Origin of the sequence: Hymenobacter baengnokdamensis, from assembly GCF_008728635.1 — a bacterium.
Classification (GTDB): domain Bacteria; phylum Bacteroidota; class Bacteroidia; order Cytophagales; family Hymenobacteraceae; genus Hymenobacter; species Hymenobacter baengnokdamensis.
Genome location: NZ_CP044285.1, coordinates 682,808 through 699,397, shown reverse-complemented (window position 1 = coordinate 699,397; position 16,590 = coordinate 682,808). Strand labels below are relative to the sequence as shown.

The 16,590-nt window shown below is 59.3% G+C and carries 14 protein-coding genes; 9 read left to right on the top strand and 5 right to left on the bottom strand.

Annotated features, from left to right (window positions below; genetic code table 11):
* The first annotated feature begins 96 nt into the window (after positions 1-96).
* A complete protein-coding gene (locus F6X24_RS02915) occupies positions 97-1,104 on the top strand; it encodes an SDR family oxidoreductase (RefSeq protein WP_151086448.1) in 1,008 nt (335 codons plus the stop codon).
* 106 nt (positions 1,105-1,210) lie between these two features.
* Entirely contained in the window at positions 1,211-2,089 is an 879-nt protein-coding gene (gene rfbA / locus F6X24_RS02910) for a glucose-1-phosphate thymidylyltransferase RfbA (protein ID WP_151086447.1), read from the top strand.
* Between the two features lie 73 nt (positions 2,090-2,162).
* On the opposite strand, the gene F6X24_RS02905 is transcribed toward rfbA, so the two are convergent.
* On the bottom strand, positions 2,163-3,371 hold the full coding sequence (locus tag F6X24_RS02905; RefSeq protein ID WP_151086445.1) for an ATP-binding protein: 1,209 nt from the start codon (positions 3,369-3,371) through the stop codon (positions 2,163-2,165).
* Between the two features lie 171 nt (positions 3,372-3,542).
* Here F6X24_RS02905 and hemA point away from each other — a divergent pair, with 171 nt between their 5' ends.
* Positions 3,543-4,823, top strand: coding sequence for a glutamyl-tRNA reductase (gene hemA, locus F6X24_RS02900; RefSeq protein ID WP_151086443.1), 1,281 nt, complete (start codon positions 3,543-3,545; stop codon positions 4,821-4,823).
* 100 nt (positions 4,824-4,923) lie between these two features.
* On the opposite strand, the gene F6X24_RS02895 is transcribed toward hemA, so the two are convergent.
* On the bottom strand, positions 4,924-5,244 hold the full coding sequence (locus tag F6X24_RS02895) for an ArsR/SmtB family transcription factor (protein ID WP_151086441.1): 321 nt from the start codon (positions 5,242-5,244) through the stop codon (positions 4,924-4,926).
* Between the two features lie 724 nt (positions 5,245-5,968).
* Between F6X24_RS02895 and F6X24_RS02890 the strand changes: the two genes are divergently transcribed.
* The 3 genes from F6X24_RS02890 to F6X24_RS02880 all read left to right on the top strand — a co-directional run bounded on the left by F6X24_RS02890 (position 5,969) and on the right by F6X24_RS02880 (position 9,122).
* Entirely contained in the window at positions 5,969-7,081 is a 1,113-nt protein-coding gene (locus F6X24_RS02890) for a mechanosensitive ion channel family protein (protein WP_191906431.1), read from the top strand.
* A gap of 100 nt (positions 7,082-7,181) precedes the next feature.
* The gene (locus F6X24_RS02885; protein WP_151086437.1) at positions 7,182-7,664 is read left to right on the top strand and encodes a GAF domain-containing protein; all 483 of its coding nucleotides are present in this window, start codon (positions 7,182-7,184) and stop codon (positions 7,662-7,664) included.
* 72 nt (positions 7,665-7,736) lie between these two features.
* Positions 7,737-9,122, top strand: coding sequence for an FAD-dependent oxidoreductase (locus F6X24_RS02880; RefSeq protein ID WP_151086436.1), 1,386 nt, complete (start codon positions 7,737-7,739; stop codon positions 9,120-9,122).
* A gap of 70 nt (positions 9,123-9,192) precedes the next feature.
* On the opposite strand, the gene F6X24_RS02875 is transcribed toward F6X24_RS02880, so the two are convergent.
* Positions 9,193-10,062: a hypothetical protein gene (locus tag F6X24_RS02875; protein WP_151086434.1), complete on the bottom strand. Its 870-nt coding sequence runs from the start codon at positions 10,060-10,062 to the stop codon at positions 9,193-9,195.
* 203 nt (positions 10,063-10,265) lie between these two features.
* On the opposite strand from F6X24_RS02875, the gene F6X24_RS02870 reads away from it, so the two are divergent.
* On the top strand, positions 10,266-11,243 hold the full coding sequence (locus F6X24_RS02870; RefSeq protein ID WP_151086432.1) for an isopenicillin N synthase family dioxygenase: 978 nt from the start codon (positions 10,266-10,268) through the stop codon (positions 11,241-11,243).
* A 145-nt stretch (positions 11,244-11,388) separates the two neighbouring features.
* Positions 11,389-12,684, top strand: coding sequence for a chromate efflux transporter (gene chrA / locus F6X24_RS02865; protein ID WP_317132507.1), 1,296 nt, complete (start codon positions 11,389-11,391; stop codon positions 12,682-12,684).
* Positions 12,685-12,699: 15 nt separating this feature from the next.
* Here the strand turns inward: chrA and F6X24_RS02860 are convergent, their stop codons facing one another.
* Entirely contained in the window at positions 12,700-13,773 is a 1,074-nt protein-coding gene (locus F6X24_RS02860) for a lipocalin family protein (RefSeq protein ID WP_151086430.1), read from the bottom strand.
* Positions 13,774-13,823: 50 nt separating this feature from the next.
* The gene (locus F6X24_RS02855; protein WP_191906430.1) at positions 13,824-14,633 is read right to left on the bottom strand and encodes a carboxypeptidase-like regulatory domain-containing protein; all 810 of its coding nucleotides are present in this window, start codon (positions 14,631-14,633) and stop codon (positions 13,824-13,826) included.
* A 115-nt stretch (positions 14,634-14,748) separates the two neighbouring features.
* Here F6X24_RS02855 and F6X24_RS02850 point away from each other — a divergent pair, with 115 nt between their 5' ends.
* A complete protein-coding gene (locus F6X24_RS02850) occupies positions 14,749-16,518 on the top strand; it encodes an amino acid permease (protein WP_151086427.1) in 1,770 nt (589 codons plus the stop codon).
* Positions 16,519-16,590 lie beyond the last annotated feature (72 nt).

The window sequence follows — 16,590 nt, the reverse complement described above, 5'->3', positions numbered from 1 at the left end:
TGCGAGCGCAGCGAAGCAATCGCACCTGCACGATACCCCAGCGATTACGTTCTGATGCGATTGCTTCGCTGCGCTCGCAATGACAAACCGACAGCTATGTACGAAATCCCTTTTACCGACCAGCCCATCACCGAACTCAGCTTCCTCGTCACGGGCGGCGCGGGTTTTATCGGCTCCAATCTGGTTGAATACCTGCTGAAGCACAGCGCGAAAAAGGTGCGGGTGCTGGATAATTTCTCCAACGGCTTCCGCAAAAACCTGCGTTTATTTGAAGGCAACGCGGCGCTGGAGGTGCAGGAGGGCGATATCCGCGACCGTGAAGCCTGCGCGCGCGCCGTGCAGGGTATCGACATTGTACTGCACCAAGCGGCGCTGGGCTCGGTGCCGCGCTCCATCAACGACCCCGTGACGACCGATGAGGTAAACGTGGGCGGCTTTGTAAAAATGCTGTTTGCGGCCAAGGAAGCCGGCATCAAGCGCTTCGTGTACGCGGCTTCGTCGTCGACCTACGGCGACCATCCCGGCTTGCCCAAGGTGGAGGACCGCATCGGTAAGCCGCTCTCGCCCTACGCCGTCACCAAGTATGCCAATGAGCTGTATGCCGACGTATTTGCCCGTACCTACGGCATGGAAATTATCGGCCTGCGCTACTTCAATATCTTTGGCCCGCGCCAGGACCCGGGCGGCGCGTATGCGGCAGTTATTCCGCTGTTTATCGACGCCATTCTGGAAAATAATGCCCCCACGCTCAACGGCGACGGTGGCCAGACCCGCGACTTTACCTTCGTGGCTAACTGCGTGCAGGCCAACATCCGGGCGGCGCTCACCACCAATCCGGAAGCGGTGAATCAGGTATATAATATCGCCGTGGGCGACCGTACCTCGCTGGTGCAGCTATACGATATCCTGCGCGAAGAAGCCCACTCGGACCTGGCTCCCAGGTTTGGCCCCGACCGTGCCGGCGATATCCGCGACTCACTGGCCGACATCACGAAGGCCGAAACCCGACTGGGCTACGCGCCGCAGGTGCGCATCCGCGAAGGCCTGCAAAAAACCTTGTCGTGGTTTAAAGACAACCAGGATTTTATCAAAGAGCGCAACTAAAGAAGCGCAGAGTCTCGCAAAGTTGGCAGGGTTCCGCAGAGTACTTAGCCACCAACTTTTGCGAAACTCTGCCAACTTTGCGAAGCTCTGCGCTAAAAATAACTCTATGAAAGGCATTATCCTCGCCGGCGGCTCCGGCACCCGGCTGCATCCGCTCACCCTGGCAGTCTCGAAACAGCTTATGCCGGTGTATGATAAGCCGATGGTATATTACCCGTTGTCTATATTGATGATGGCTGGTATTCGGGAAATTCTTATCATTACCACACCCCACGACCAGGAGCAATTTAAAAAACTGCTTGGCGACGGCCAAAGCCTGGGCTGCGACTTTCAGTACGTAGTGCAGGAAGTGCCCAACGGCCTGGCGCAGGCCTTTGTGCTCGGGGCTGATTTTATTGGCCAGGACAAGGTGGCTTTGGTGCTGGGCGATAATATCTTCCACGGCGAAGGCATGGAGGAGCTACTCAAAGCCAATAACAATCCCGACGGCGGCGTGGTGTATGCTTACCATGTGCATGACCCCGAGCGCTACGGCGTAGTGGAGTTCGACGCCAATAAGGTAGCCCTCAGCATCGAGGAAAAGCCAACTCAGCCCAAGAGCAATTATGCCGTGCCGGGCCTGTATTTCTACGATAACGACGTAGTGGAGATTGCCCGTAACCTGCAGCCCAGCCCCCGTGGCGAATACGAAATCACGGACGTAAACCGCGAATATCTGCGCCGCGGCAAGCTAAAGGTGGGTATTCTGGGCCGGGGCACAGCCTGGCTCGATACCGGCACTTTCGAAAGTCTCATGCAGGCCGGCGAGTTTGTGCGGGTGCTGGAGCAGCGCCAGGGCCTCAAAGTGGGCTCTATCGAGGAAGCCGCTTTCCGCCAGGGCTTTATCGATGCCGCGCAGCTCCGCAAAATTGCGGCCCCGCTGCGCAAAAGCGGCTACGGCGATTATCTGATGAACCTGCCCGACCAATTGGTAATGGGTGCCTGAGTCGCGGATTTAGCGGATTCTTCGGTCTCAAAATCCGACCAATCCAAAGAATCTGCTAAAGCCGCGGTTCCGACTACTGATTCAGCACCAGTCGGAACGTAGTGCCTTTGCCCACTTCGCTCCACTTCACGAAAAGACGGCCCTCGTGGTAGTTTTCGATGATGCGGCGGGCCAGCGCCAGGCCCAGGCCCCAGCCGCGCTTTTTGGTGGTGTAGCCGGGCATAAATACGTTTTCGAGCTTGTTTTTAGGGATGCCTTTGCCGGTATCGGTAATATCGATGGCGACCTGGGGGTGGGGCGCGCGCCGGCGCCACCACTGCCGCCGGGGCTTTACCCGGCGCAGCCGCAGCGTGATGGAGCCGCGCCCATCCATAGCATCGACGGCGTTTTTGCAGATATTCTCGACTACCCAATCGAATAGCGGCACGTTGAGGCAGGCTGGCGTATCGAGCGGGAGGTCCGTTTCGATGGTGAATTTTACCTTGCGCGACACCCGGCTTTCGAGATAGGCAATGGCGTTGCGGGTGGTCTGGTACAGGTTTTCGGCCTTGAGCACCGGCACCGAGCCGATATTGCTGAAGCGCTCGGTAATGATTTCGAGCCGTCGGATATCCTTGCCCAGCTCTTCTACAATCGGCTCGTCCTGAAACCGTTCGGACTGCCGCAAATACTCCTGCCAGCCCACCAGCGAGCTGAGCGGCGTACCTAGCTGGTGCGCCGTTTCCTTGGCCAGGCCCACCCACACCCGGTTTTGCTCGGCCCGCCGCGAATAGCTGAACGAGATGTACGCCATAATGCCCAGGGACGCGATAACGGCCAGGGCTGCCAGCGGGTAGGTGCGCAGCTGCCGCAGCAGCCGCGAATCCTGATAGAAAATATAGTTGCGCGTGCCGCCCGCCAGCTCAATCACAATGGGCGGGTGGCGTTTCTGCATTTCCTGCAATACCTCATTCATCCGCCGCACTGAGTCGGCCGCTGGCAGGTGCGTACCCAGCCCCAGGTTCTTGGCATCGTTAATATTCTCGCCATCAGTCAGGATAACCGGGATGGTCGTGTTGGCTTCAATAATCTGCTCTTGTAAAAAAGGCAGGTTTTTAGTGTCTTCCGTATTTATAATGTAGCGTAGCGTTTTGGCGTATAAGTCAATCTGGCTCTGCTCGCGCTCCGACAGTCGCTGCACGAGCACGTTGGTATAAATAACAGTAGCCCCGGCAATAAGCAAGGCCATTACCAAGACCAAGAGCTTGATGCGCGATTTTTGGTCGTAAAGGGGAGGAAGCATAGGGGGTAAAGGTCGGGCCTGCTGCCCGGAGCGCAGAATACGCAGTTCAACGAGGAAAAGCCCGGGTTTGGGTAGTTACCGAGTCTTCCGAACCCAATCGGCACTCTACCTGTTTCCATCGCAGTTATTTATACCGTAATTTTGCAGGCCGGCCCAGCGTCGTCCCGTGCTATGTCCCATCCGTTTAAGGCTGTCAGTTTATCTTTCCGGAATGCCCCTCTTGCTATTCGCGAGCTGCTGGCGCTGGATGAGGCCGCCTGCCGTCGCTTTTTAGAGCAGCTCCGTACCGAGCTGTACTTATCGGACCTGCTGGTGCTGAGCACCTGCAACCGCACCGAAATCTACTACGCCCACGAAGACGACCACTCGGCCGCCATTATACGGGCGCTGGGCCAGCTTAAGCACCGCCCCGATGCGCTAAGCTTTGCCCCGTATTTCGACCTGTTTGCGGATGCCGACTCGGCCACCCGCCACCTGTTCGAAGTGGCCCTGGGGCTCGATGCGCAGGTAGTGGGTGATATGCAGATTATCAATCAGGTAAAAAACGCCTACCAGTGGACGGCCGATGCCGACGCGGCGGGGCCATTTTTGCACCGGTTGCTGCACACTATCTTTTTTGCCAATAAGCGCGTGCAGCAGGAAACCAGCTTCCGCGATGGGGCGGCTTCTATGAGCTACGCCGCCCTGGAGCTGGTGGAAGAGCTTACCGCCGATGTAGCGAGTCCGCGCGTGCTGGTGGTAGGGCTGGGCGAAATCGGGAGCGACGTATGCCGCCACCTGGCCGATAGCAGGAGCTTTGGCAGCGTGACGCTCTGCAACCGCACCCGCGCCCGCGCCGAGGAGCTGGCCGCCGAGTTTGCGCCCGGCCGCCTGCGCATTGCCGATTTCGAAAACCTGACCGAAGCGCTGCGCGAAGCCGATGTTATCATCTCATCCATCAACCGCGAAACGCCTTTCTTTACCCACAGTCTGGTTGCGCACCTCGATGTGCTGAGCTACAAATTCTTTATCGACCTGGCCGTGCCGCGCTCCGTGGCCGCCGAGGTGGAGCAGGTGCCGGGCGTGCTCGTGTATAACGTAGATGCTATCCAGAGCAAGGCTTCGGCCGCGCTGGAGCAGCGGCTGGCGGCCGTGCCGCAGGTGCAGGCTATTATCGCCGAAAGCCTGGTAGACTTTGCCGACTGGAGCCGCGAGATGCTGGTATCGCCGCTTATTCAGCGCATGAAAGCGAGCCTCGAGCAGCTGCGCCAGCAAGAGCTCGACCGCTTCCAGAAAAAAGCTACCCCTGCGGAAGTGAAGCTACTCGACGAAGCTACGCGGGCCTTTATGCAGAAGGTATTGAAGCAGCATGTGCTGCACCTTAAAGCCGCTTGCCGCCGCGATGAGGCCGAGCAGCTCCTTCCTTTGCTTACGGATATCTTCGACCTGGAGCAGCAGCCTGTCAGGGCTTAAAAGCCGCTTGCCCGAGCAAAGCCGACAGGCAGCAAATCGGGCCCGGATAACATTCAATTAATTGAATGTTATCCGGGCCCGATTTGCTGCCTGTCACGAACTAGATACGGCCTGAGTAGTCTTCCAGGGTATCAATAATCTTCAACAGCTGCGGAACAGCCAGCGAGTAGTAGATTTTGGTGCCCAGCTTGCTCGACTTCAGTACACCGCGGTCTTTCAGCGTGATAAGGTGCTGCGAAGCAATAGCTTGAGGGATATCGAGTGCCTGGTAGATTTCGGTTACCGACATCTGATGGTCTTTGGTCTTGCTTTTGCCAAGCAGGTCAACAATGGCGAGGCGCTTGGGGTGCGAAAGCACTTTGAGCATGGCGGCTGCGCGGTCTAACTGCTCAGCTTCAACGCGGGAATGCAAAGGTTTCATGGTGACTTAAAGTTAAAAATGGTAGAAGGGAGAATAGAAGAATGAACCCAATCACCTATTACTAGGATGCTGGTGCTGCAAAGTAAACGAAAGAATACTATAGTACACCATACTTTCTGCATAAAGGGCAATAAAAAATTTAGCTGCGGTACTTGGGTAAGTACAATTTAGTGGCTTCAAACAGGGTTTAAGGCCTTTTTTTGGATTTTGAACATAGCGGCACGATTCATAAATTTTCCGGGAAACTAGCGAAAAAATTCTTACTTCGCCCTAGCCACGGTTAACTGGCCTATAGCTGATGTGAGCTGTGAGGGGCTACTCTTTCACCGGGCTTTCAGGAAGCAGAAGCGTGCCGAGGCGATATTGCACGAGCACAAATGAGCACGATTTATCAGTTCTTCATAGAGTGCAATAATGCGGGCGGGAGATAACGCGGGAGCGAAAGAATATTAAAGTTATAGCATGTTCTGGTGGGTTGCTTGCCAGTAGCCTGGACCATAGGCAAGGGAATCAGCAATCGTTAAGCTACCGACTCACGTAAGGGACCGGCTTACTTTTGCCATCGGGTTTCGGTTACAGCGGCTTTGCAGTCAGTATATGGGGGTATAATTGCATGGCTGGGCTTCGCCAGGAGTCAGTCGGGGCGGCGCAGCGGTCCATAATCCGTAAAAGGATAGGCTTGTACGACGCTGCGTACCCGAGACGTTTGATTTACCCCTTACCAATGGCGATACCTGACTTTTTGCGCCGGGAAATACTCGGCAATCAGCTGTTTGACTACCTGATAGCCGCAGTTATTATGCTGCTGGGAGCGGCGCTGAACCGACTGCTGTCGCGGCTGCTGAGCAAGGCGCTGTTTCGCCTCACCAAGCGCTACACGGCGGGGGTGTCGGAAGCCGAGCTGCACAACCTGCTGATTCAGCCGCTGGGAGCACTTTTATTCTTGGTAGCTTTTTACCTGGCTTTCAGCGTGCTGCGCTATCCTATGCCGCTGGCGCCGGTGCCGGGCGTCGAGCCCTGGCCTAAGGTGGCGCTGCTCGGGCTGTTTCATCTGGGCGTAATTGCTACCGTAGTGTGGGTGATTATGCGGCTGGTCGATTTTGCCTTGCTGGTAGTGCAGCGCCGGGCCGAATTGATGGCCACCACCGGCAGTCGGCGGCTCGACAGTCAGTTTCTGCCTTTTGCCAAAGACCTGCTCAAGGTTTTTATTGTGGTCATCGGCTTGCTCGTAGCGCTGGGGCAGGTATTTGCGGTGAATGTGACGGCCCTGATTGGCGGCCTTGGCATTGGCGGGCTGGCCGTAGCCTTCGCGGCCAAGGAAAGCCTCGAAAATCTGCTGGCTTCGTTTACCATCTTTATCGACCAGCCTTTTGGGGTAGGGGACCTGGTAACGGCGGGTAGTGTGAGCGGCACGGTAGAAAAAATCGGCTTTCGCAGCACGCGCCTGCGCACGGCCGAGAAAAGCTACCTCACGGTGCCCAATAAAAGCATGATTGACAAGCCGCTCGACAACCTGAGCCTGCGCACGGCCCGGCGGGTTGGCTTCACGCTGTATTTTGACCAGAAGACGACCAGCGACCAGCTGCAGGCCATTATTCGGGAGGCAGTGGCGGCCATCGCGGCGCACGCGCTGGTGACGCAGGATGTGCAGATGAAATTCAGTGCCATCTCGCCCGCTGGCAAGGAGGTAACCGTACAGTATTTTGTCGAAACCACAAGCTACGACGAGTACCTCGACGTGAAGGAGTCGCTCAACTACCGGCTGCTGGAAGCTGTCGAGCACCAGGGCGGTAGCTTTGCGGTGGCCGCTCCGGCTGCGCCGGCGGCCTCGGTTTAGCCGGGCCGCAGCGGCTATTTTTGCCGGCCCGCAAAACTTGTGGGGGCCGTATAGGCTTGTTGCTGGCGGTAGCCGCCAACCGGCCTCATTTACTCCTCTCATGTCTGAAACGCTGTTCCTGACGCCGGACCTCTCCAAGGCCGCCCGCTACGCCGAGCTGCACCCGCAGCTGAACGCGCTCACCGCCGCTGAAGCCGACTGCACCGCCAATCTGGCCAACACGGCCGCCGCGCTGCGGCAGGCCTTTGGCTTTTTTTGGGTGGGTTTCTATATAGTAAAAAATGAAGAGTTGGTCCTCGGCCCGTTTCAGGGACCCATCGCCTGCACCCGCATCCGCAAGGGGCGCGGCGTGTGCGGTACCAGCTGGGCCCAGGCCCGCACCATACTGGTGCCCGATGTGGAGGCTTTTCCCGGTCATATTGCCTGTAGCTCCGACTCGAAGTCGGAAATAGTGGTGCCCATACTGAAAAACGGGCAGGTAGTAGCTGTGCTCGACGTGGACAGCGACCAACTGGCTGACTTTGATGAGGCTGACCAGGACGGTCTGGAGCAGCTGATGCAGCTGGCCAGCGCCTGGTTTTGAGGTAGTATACGTTTTGCCGTTTGGCCAGGCTCTACCAGAGCCTGGCCCGGCAGCCGCTAGCAAGTAGAAATAATGGCCGACTATTCATCTTCCGCAGCCGAGGCTGCGGCCGAGCCGCTGGTAATAATGGGGGCGGGGCTGATAGGCTCCCTGCTTGCCTTGTACCTGGCGCGGCGCGGCCACCCGGTGCAGGTATTTGAGCGCCTGCCCGACCCGCGCAGGCAGGGCTTGCTGGGCGGCCGCTCCATCAATCTGGCCCTCTCGGACCGGGGCTGGCGCGCGCTGGCCGGCGTGGGCGTGGCCGACGACATTCGGCAGGTAGGTATTCCGATGTACCGGCGCGTGATGCACGACGGGCAGGGAAAGCTCACGTTTCAGCCCTACGGGCAGGAAAACCAGGCCATCTATTCCATCAATCGCGGCAGCCTCAACTGTACCTTGCTCGACCTGGCCGAACAGGAGCCGCGTGTGCAGCTGACCTTCGGCCAGAAGCTGACCGGGCTCGACCTGCCGGGCCGCCGGCTGCACTTGCAGGATGTAGCCAGCGGGCACGAGCAGGATGTAGCCTACGAGCGGCTGTTTGGGGCCGACGGGGCTTTTTCGGCCGTGCGCGCCGCTTTGCAGCGCACCGACCGCACCGATTATTCGCAGCAGTATCTCGAATATGGCTATAAAGAGCTGACCATTGCCGCAGGGGAGGCCGGCAGCTGGCAGCTCGAAAAAAACGCGCTGCACATCTGGCCCAGGGGTAATTTTTTGATGATTGCCCTGCCCAACCCCGATGGCTCGTTTAATGCCACGCTGTTTTTCCCGTATGAGGGCGACAAGTCGTTTGCCGCACTGCAAACGCCGGCCGAAGTAGCCGCATTTTTTGCCGCTACCTTCCCCGACGCCGTGCCGCTGATGCCGCAGCTTACCAACGAGTTCTTCGACCACCCCACGGGTTCGCTCGTTACCATTCGCTGCTTTCCGTGGGCCTACCACGATACGGTGCTTTTGCTGGGCGACGCGGCGCACGCCATTGTGCCGTTTTACGGCCAGGGGATGAATGCCGGCTTTGAAGACTGCACGGTGCTCAACCAGCTGCTGGAGCAGTATGGCGAGGCCAACTGGGGCCAGGTAATGGCTGCCTTTGAGCACCAGCGCAAGCCCAATACCGACGCCATGGCCGACCTGGCCCTCTACAACTTTGTGGAAATGCGCGACCGGGTGGCCGACCCACGCTTTCTGCTGCAAAAGCGCATCGAGAGCAAAATAGCCGCCCAATATCCGGGCCAGTGGGTGCCGCTCTACTCGCGGGTCACGTTCTCGCCCGATACGTCGTATGCCGAAGCCTGGGCCGCCGGCCAGCGCCAGGAGGCCATCATGGCTCAGCTCATGCCGCACATTCAGGCCGAAGCCGATTATGAGAAGCCGGAAGTGCAGGAGCTGGTAAAGCAGGAGCTCAGTAAAAAATAATCGCTTGTCATTGCCGGCGCAACTGAGTGAAGCGCGGCAATGACAAGCGATTTAAAGAGGTAGCGCCGGGCTAGGGAGCTACCGTAATAGTGCGCGTAACGGAGTTGTACGGGCCGGGAATCAGGTTGCCGCTACTGTCGAGCAGCTCCAGCTTGATAGTGGCCTGGCCGGCCGGCAGGCCTTCCATCATGTAAGGCAGCCACTGGTCGAGCATAAACTCGGTGCCATTGATAGTAGCTCTTACCTTGTTGCCATCGGGCGCCAGCGTGGTATTTACGAGGTAAAAGTCCAGCATAATTTTCTGCGCGTCCTTCCCCGAATACGTGTCCTTGGGACGGCTATAGAAAAGGTGCGGGGCCTTCAGGTCGAAGTTCAGGGGCGGGGTGCCGGCAGGCGGGGTACCTACCGTGATGGTGCGCAGGTCGTAGGCGCCGGCGTGCTTGAGGCTTTCGTGGTACGAGCGCGACAGAAACGACAGCACTACGTGCTGGCCGTCGGCGATGGGCTTGGTAAATTTCGTATCGTAGTGCGCCGTGTAGGGCTGATTGTCCACGATGTTGTGGATGTGCTGGCCTTTCATCGAGTTGGCCATTTGCATGGCGTGGTCGCTGGCCGTCATCTTGGTCAGCTGAAAGTTGGTGAGGTCGTACGAAAACGCTACTTCCCCACTGGGTAGCGTTGAGCCCTCAATGGGCGCATTCACCCGCATCTGGGCACTCGGAAACTTGGGCGAGTCGTTGTAGGGTGTGAGGGTAATCCCGCCTTTGGTCTGGGCCTGGCCCGATACGGTAGAGGCGGTGCGCGGCGCCCCGATAGCGTTGGGGCGGTCGGCGGGGCTAACGGTAGAGGTTTCGGCCTGCTGCGAAGTGCTGCAGCTGCCCAGCAGCGCCAAGGCCGCCAGGGCCAGGGTACCACTAAGAGGGGTGGCGAATCGGTTCATGTGAAAAGAACAGAAAGAGGTAAGAAGTTCTGCAAGGTACGCGACGGGTGCGCCTTCAGGTTTTGTATTAACTTCGCGGTGGCTACTTACTGGTTGCTGCTGGTGGGAGGGAGCCGGCGGCCAGCTGCGTACGCAGCTGGCCGGCTCAGCCCGCTACCAGAAGATAGCCGTCATCAATCAGCAACCAACAACCCCTTTTTGTTATGGCTGATAATCTGCCTGACCACATTCCATCGCTCGACCTAGCTGATTTCCGCTCGGGCGACCCCACTCGTAAAGCCCGATTTGTGCAGGAGCTGGGCGCTGCTTACCAAAGCATCGGCTTCATTGCCCTCAAAAACCACGGCCTCAACGAGGAACAGACCAAAGAGCTTTACCACGACGTGCAGCAGTTTTTTCAGCTGCCCGACGCGCAAAAGCAAGCGTATGAAAACCCGGCGCTGGCCGGCCAGCGGGGCTACATCAGCAAAGGCAAGGAGCACGCTAAAGGCCGCAATACCGGCGACCTGAAGGAGTTTTACCACGTTGGCCAGGAGGTGCTTGATGACACCGACCCGGTGAAAAACGACTACCCGGCCAATATCTGGCCCCGTGAGGTGCCCCGCTTTGAGCAGAGTACCATGAAGGCGTACCGTACGCTGGAGGCGGCCGGCCAGGATGTGCTGCGCGCCATCGCCCTCTACCTGGAGCTGCCCGAAAATTACTTTGACGACAAGGTGAAGCACGGCAACAGCATTCTGCGCCCCATTCACTACTTCCCCATCGAAGACCCCGACGCGGTGCCGGCCGATGCCGTACGCGCCGCCGAGCACGGCGACATCAACCTCATTACCCTGCTGATGGGGGCCAGCGCCGATGGCCTGCAAGTGAAGCGCCGCGATGGCCAGTGGATACCGATTACGGCCCTGCCCGACCAGATTGTGGTGAACGTGGGCGATATGCTGCAGCGCCTCACCAACGGCGTGCTCAAGAGCACTATTCACCGCGTAGTAAATCCGCCCCGCGAGAAAATGAATACCTCGCGCTACAGCATTCCCTTCTTCATGCACCCGCGCTCCGAAATGAGCCTGGCCGCCCTGGCGCACTGCGTAACGCCCGATAACCCCAAGAAGGAAGCCGACATCACGGCCGGCGAATTTTTGAATGAGCGTCTGATTGAGCTGGGATTGAAGAAAAAATAGTTTATATAATATATTCAAAAAGGACAGCAGTTGACTTCCTGGTCAATCGCTGTCCTTTTTGCGTAAAAACGCCAGAGGAGCGGGTGAAGTACGCCTGGATTTTTGGCGGCCCGTTCTATCTTCGGTACCGCTACTCATCCGCGCTGTGTCCGACCAATTGCCCGCCCACTCCGATTTGCCTGTGCCCCTGGCTCCGTTGCGCCGGGCAGGCAGGCGGCTGCGTCACACCCGCAACTTTATTTTTCTGAAAGACGTGGCGGCCCTGGCCTGCACCGCTTTTGGTGGTCCGCAGGCGCACCTGGCCATGATGTTTCGGCTGCTGGTGCATAAGCGCCGCTACCTTACGGCCGCCGAGCTGCTGGAGCTACAGGCGCTGTGTGCCCTTTTGCCGGGCCCGACTTCTACCCAAACCATGACGGCCATCGGCTTCCGGCTGGGCGGCCCCAACCTGGCATACCTCACGCTGCTCATCTGGTGCCTGCCGGCGGTTACGATTATGACCCTGGCCGGGCTGCTGCTTACGCACTTCGACGCCGCTTTTACCACGCGGCTGGTGCAGTTTGTGCAGCCCGTTGCGGTGGGTTTCGTTGCTTTTTCAGCCTACCGCATTGCCGAGAAGGTAATTCAAACCAAAACCTCGGTAGCGCTGATGGTGGCGGCCGCCATGGTGGCGTATTTTTTTCAATTGCCGGGCGTGCTGCCGTTGCTGCTGCTGGCGGGCGGGGCCGTGACTACGCTGCGCTACCGCAAGCACGCCATTGTGCAGAACAAGACGCCTATTCGGGTGGAGTGGGCCAATGGGGCGCTGTGGCTGGGCACGTTTGTGGCGGCCGCGCTGCTGGGCCATTACACCCGCCTGCTGCCCGTGCGTCTGTTCGAGAACTTTTACCGCAACGGCTCGCTGGTATTTGGGGGCGGACAAGTGCTGGCCCCATTGCTTTTTGCCGAGTTTGTTGAGTACAAGCGCTACCTCACGGGGCCGGAGTTTTTGTCGGGCCTCGGCCTGGTGCAGGCGCTGCCGGGGCCTAATTTCTCCTTTGCCGCCTACATCGGGGCGCTGGCCATGCGCCCGCTGGGCGGCATTGCGCCGCAGGTGCTGGGGGCCGTGGTAGGCACGGTGGGTATCTTTTTGCCGGGTACTTTCCTGATATTCTTCGTTATCCGCTTCTGGGACGGCCTGCGGCAATACCGGGTGGTGAAGGCCTCGCTCGAAGGCGTGAATGCCGTGAGTGCCGGCTTGGTGTGCGCGGCGGCGCTGCTGCTCTACCATCCGCTGCCCGACCGCCTGCTGGCCCTGCCCGGCCTCTGGGCCAGCGCTCATCGCCTGGCCCTGCCCCTCAACCCGCTGCTGGTAGGCCTCACGTTTCTGCTGCTGCTCTGGGAGCGGGTGCCGAGCGTAGCGATAGTACTAGCCGCGCTGCTGGCCGGAGCGCTTGTCTGAACCGCGGTTCAGACGTTACCGATTGGTAATTTCCACATAGGCCTTGCCCGTCACGGGCTGGCCGTTGTGGGTGCCGCTTACTTTGCACATGCCTTCCCAGTAGTACATAGTGAAGGCGTGGAAAAAGCGCAGCGCCAGCTCCTGGTTGGGCACCAGCGGCTCCACTACCAGGTCGTAGCCCTGGGCGGGCACCTGCACGCGCCATTTGGCGGGGTATTTCCTGCCGGATGCGGGGCTGGTCCAGTAGGTGAGGGGCGTAAGCTGAAAGTCGGTGCCCGAGAGGTGCACGTTCTGGTTGTCAGCGCTGTAAAACGAGCCGTTGTTGAGGCCCTGGCCGGTGGCGTTATTGCGCAACGTGTTGAGCATCAGCTCCTCGCGGGGTTGGTCGAGCTGAATGCTGAGCCAGTCCCAACCCACGTCCTTGCTCACGATGCTGGTGCAGTTCCACTGGCGGTCGTACCACAGCTCGCCGCTTACCTGGTGGGTTTTGCCGCCCACCGTAAGCGTGCCCGTGGTAGTCAGGCGCGGGTACGAGTAGTAGCCGGCCGTGATGCCCTGGCCGTAGTTTTCGTAGCCGGTGCCCCCGTGCAGTAGCACTGGCTTGGCCGGCATGGTACTCAGGCTGAGCGCATAGCCCGCGTTGCCCTTACCCGTGAGCGCGGCCTGCAGCTGGTAAGTGCCCTCCTGGCCGTCAAATTTCCAGACCTGCCCGGCCTTGTGGTCGCGCAGGCGCACGGGCAGCGAGTCGGTGAGCAGGCGCGGCAGCTTGCCGAGCTTATAGTCGTACTTAAACTGCTGGCCCTGTGGGTCGGTCAGGGCCACGTTCACCATCTGGTAGTCCTGCTTGCCATCCTTCAGGTTGAAGTGAAAAAAGACATATTCCACGCCGAATTCTTCGCCGGTAGTCTGGTCGCGCAGGTGGCCGGTGAGGTACCACCACTCCAGCGAGTTTTTGGGGTGCGCGGCCTCGTCGTGGGGCAGCTCGGCGCGGGTGGCGGTAGGGTTGAAGCGGGTAGTGGGTACCGGCTTAAAGGAAGCGCAGGCAGAAAGCAGCAGCGAAAGCAGCAGGGCCAGGGGTAGTCGCATCATACCCTGGCAAAAGGACTTTTGGGGGCGAAAGGTTTAGCAAAAACGCTACTTTACCCAGCTCGAAAAGACTTGGTCAGCCAATATTTGCTCCAGTTGAAGAAGCGGCGCGGGTGCCAGGGCCACGGTCGCTGGTAATAAATGCCACCCGCTACTACTACCTCGCCCAGTAGGCCATGCACATCGGGTTTCAGCGCAACAGTCAACAGCTGATTATTCTCAGCTATAACCAACTGTTCCTGTGAGCTATATCCAACATAACTGAAAGTCAGCCGTGCCGAAGCAGTGCCCGCTGCCAACGGCAGCGCAAAGTGGCCACTAGCATCGGTCGAGGTGCCGGTGGTCGTGCCTTTCAGCAGAACCGTCACGCCCGGCAGGCCTTCGTGCGTGGTAAAATCGGTTATGATGCCGCGTAGCAGTACTGGCCCGCCTGGGGCTATTGTAGGCACAGCCGGAACAGGAGCTGCTGTGCTGCCGGCGGCCGGTGAAACTGAACTGCCTGTTGGGGCAAGGGCCGGGGTCGGGCCACCGCTGTAATAAGAAGTTGCCGCCTGCGCCGTGGCCCGGCTTGCACTCAGTAGGCTGCCGGCGGCCAGTACCGCGCCCAGCCACGTGCGCCAACGTGAGGCGGGCACGGTAGGCAGCAGCGGCCGGTTTAGCTGGTCGGCACGCAGGCGGCCGCAGGTTGTTCCTGCTGCTATCTGCCGGAGCACGGCCAGTATTTCAGCATCGGTTTTCTGAGTAAAGTCAATTACCACTTTCCGGCAGGCAGCACAGTGACGGCCGCCGCTGGCCGGGGTCATGGCATCCCAGCTTTCGGAGCAGGGCTGCGGAATGCGGATAGGGGTAGCGTGCTGGGCCATAGACAAAAAATGGAGAGGTGGTTTTTGTCTTGATGCCGGGCCGCGCCCGATTGCACACGAGCCGGCCGTATCTTGGGCGTTTACTAGTTTGCGTGCCCAATCCTCCCCTGGCCGAATGCCCCCCACCAATTCCTCGCTCTTTCGCCGCAAATCCATCGCGGCCATTCTTGCCAATCCGCCCGCCGATGCCGAAGGCCATGGGGGTGCTCCCGGCGGCCTTGCCCGCCACCTCACCGTGCGCGACCTCACGGGCCTGGGCATCGCGGCCATTATCGGGGCCGGCATCTTCTCTACCATTGGCCAGGCCAGCTTAAATGGCGGACCGGCCGTGTCGCTGCTGTTTGTGTTTACGGCGGTGGCCTGCGCTTTTTCGGCCTTGTGCTACGCGCAGTTTGCGGCCACTATTCCGGTCAGCGGCTCGGCCTATACCTACGCCTACACCTCGTTTGGCGAGCTGGCCGCCTGGATTATCGGCTGGGCGCTCATCATGGAGTACGCGGTGGGTAATATAGTAGTTGCTATATCCTGGTCGGACTACTTTACCGGCCTGATGGACGGGATTGGCCTGCACATTCCGCTGTGGCTGACTATGGGCACCCAGAGTGCCCACCACGGCTACGAGGCCGTGATGGCCATTATGCAGGCCCACAAGCCCCTGGCCGAAGCCACGCCCGCTCAGCTCGATGCCTACAAGGCCTGGGCGCAGGCGCCCGAGCTGCCCGGCGGCTGGCGGCTGGTCGTCGATTTGCCGGCCTTCCTCATCACGGTAGCCATCACGGCGCTGGTGTACGTGGGCATCAAGGAAAGTAAAAATGCCTCTAACCTGCTGGTGGTACTGAAGCTCATAATCGTGGCCGTGGTCATTGTGGTGGGCGCGTTCTACGTGAAGCCGGCCAACTGGTCGCCTTTCGCCCCCAATGGCATCGGCGGCGTACTCAAAGGCGTATCGGCCGTATTCTTTGCCTACATCGGCTTCGATGCCATCTCGACCACCGCCGAAGAGTGCAAAAACCCGCAGCGCGACCTGCCCAAGGCCATGATGTATGCGCTCATTATATGCACTGTTCTCTATGTTATCATTACGCTGGTACTCACCGGCATGGTGAGCTACAAAGAGCTGGGCGTGGGCGACCCGCTCTCGTTCGTGTTTGCCAAAGTAGGCCTGCCCCGGCTTTCGGCGCTGGTGGCGGTGAGCGCCGTGTTTGCGATGGCCTCGGTGCTGCTGGTGTTTCAGCTGGGGCAGCCGCGCATCTGGCTCACCATGAGCCGCGACGGCCTGCTGCCGCCGGTGTTTGCCAAGGTGCATCCCCGGTTTCACACGCCCTCGTTCAGCACCATCATAACGGGTATTTTCGTGGGGGTGCCGGCGCTGTTTCTCAACATGGATTTGGTGGTTGACTTAACGAGCATCGGCACGCTGTTCGCCTTCGCGCTGGTGTGCGGCGGCATCCTCATCATCGACCCCTACGGCAAGTCCGAGGCCCGCTTTCGGGTACCCTACATTAGTGGGCGCTGGCTGGTGCCGCTGGTGCTGATAGCCTGCTCCTGGCTGCTCTGGCGCTACGACCACGCCACTATCGTCAAGTTTATTGAGGATAGCGACGGTACCACGGCCGCCCGCACCGGCGAGGGCTGGTACGCCGTGTTTCGCCACCAGATTCCGTACCTGGTATTTATGCTGGCCTCGCTGGCCATCATGGTCGTTACCTTCCGGAAAAAGCTCTCGCTGCTGCCGGTGCTGGGCCTGCTCACCAACCTGTACCTGATGACGCAGCTCGGCATCAACAACTGGACAATGTTTCTGATTTGGCTGCTGATTGGGCTGCTTATCTACTTTGGGTACGGGTATCAGCACTCCAGGCTGAATAAAGTGGCGGCCGGGTAAGCCGAAAATAGTTACTGGCGGGCAGCGTATGCGCCCGGCGGCTGGTGTTGCTGAGTTGTTTGCTCTGGTGAG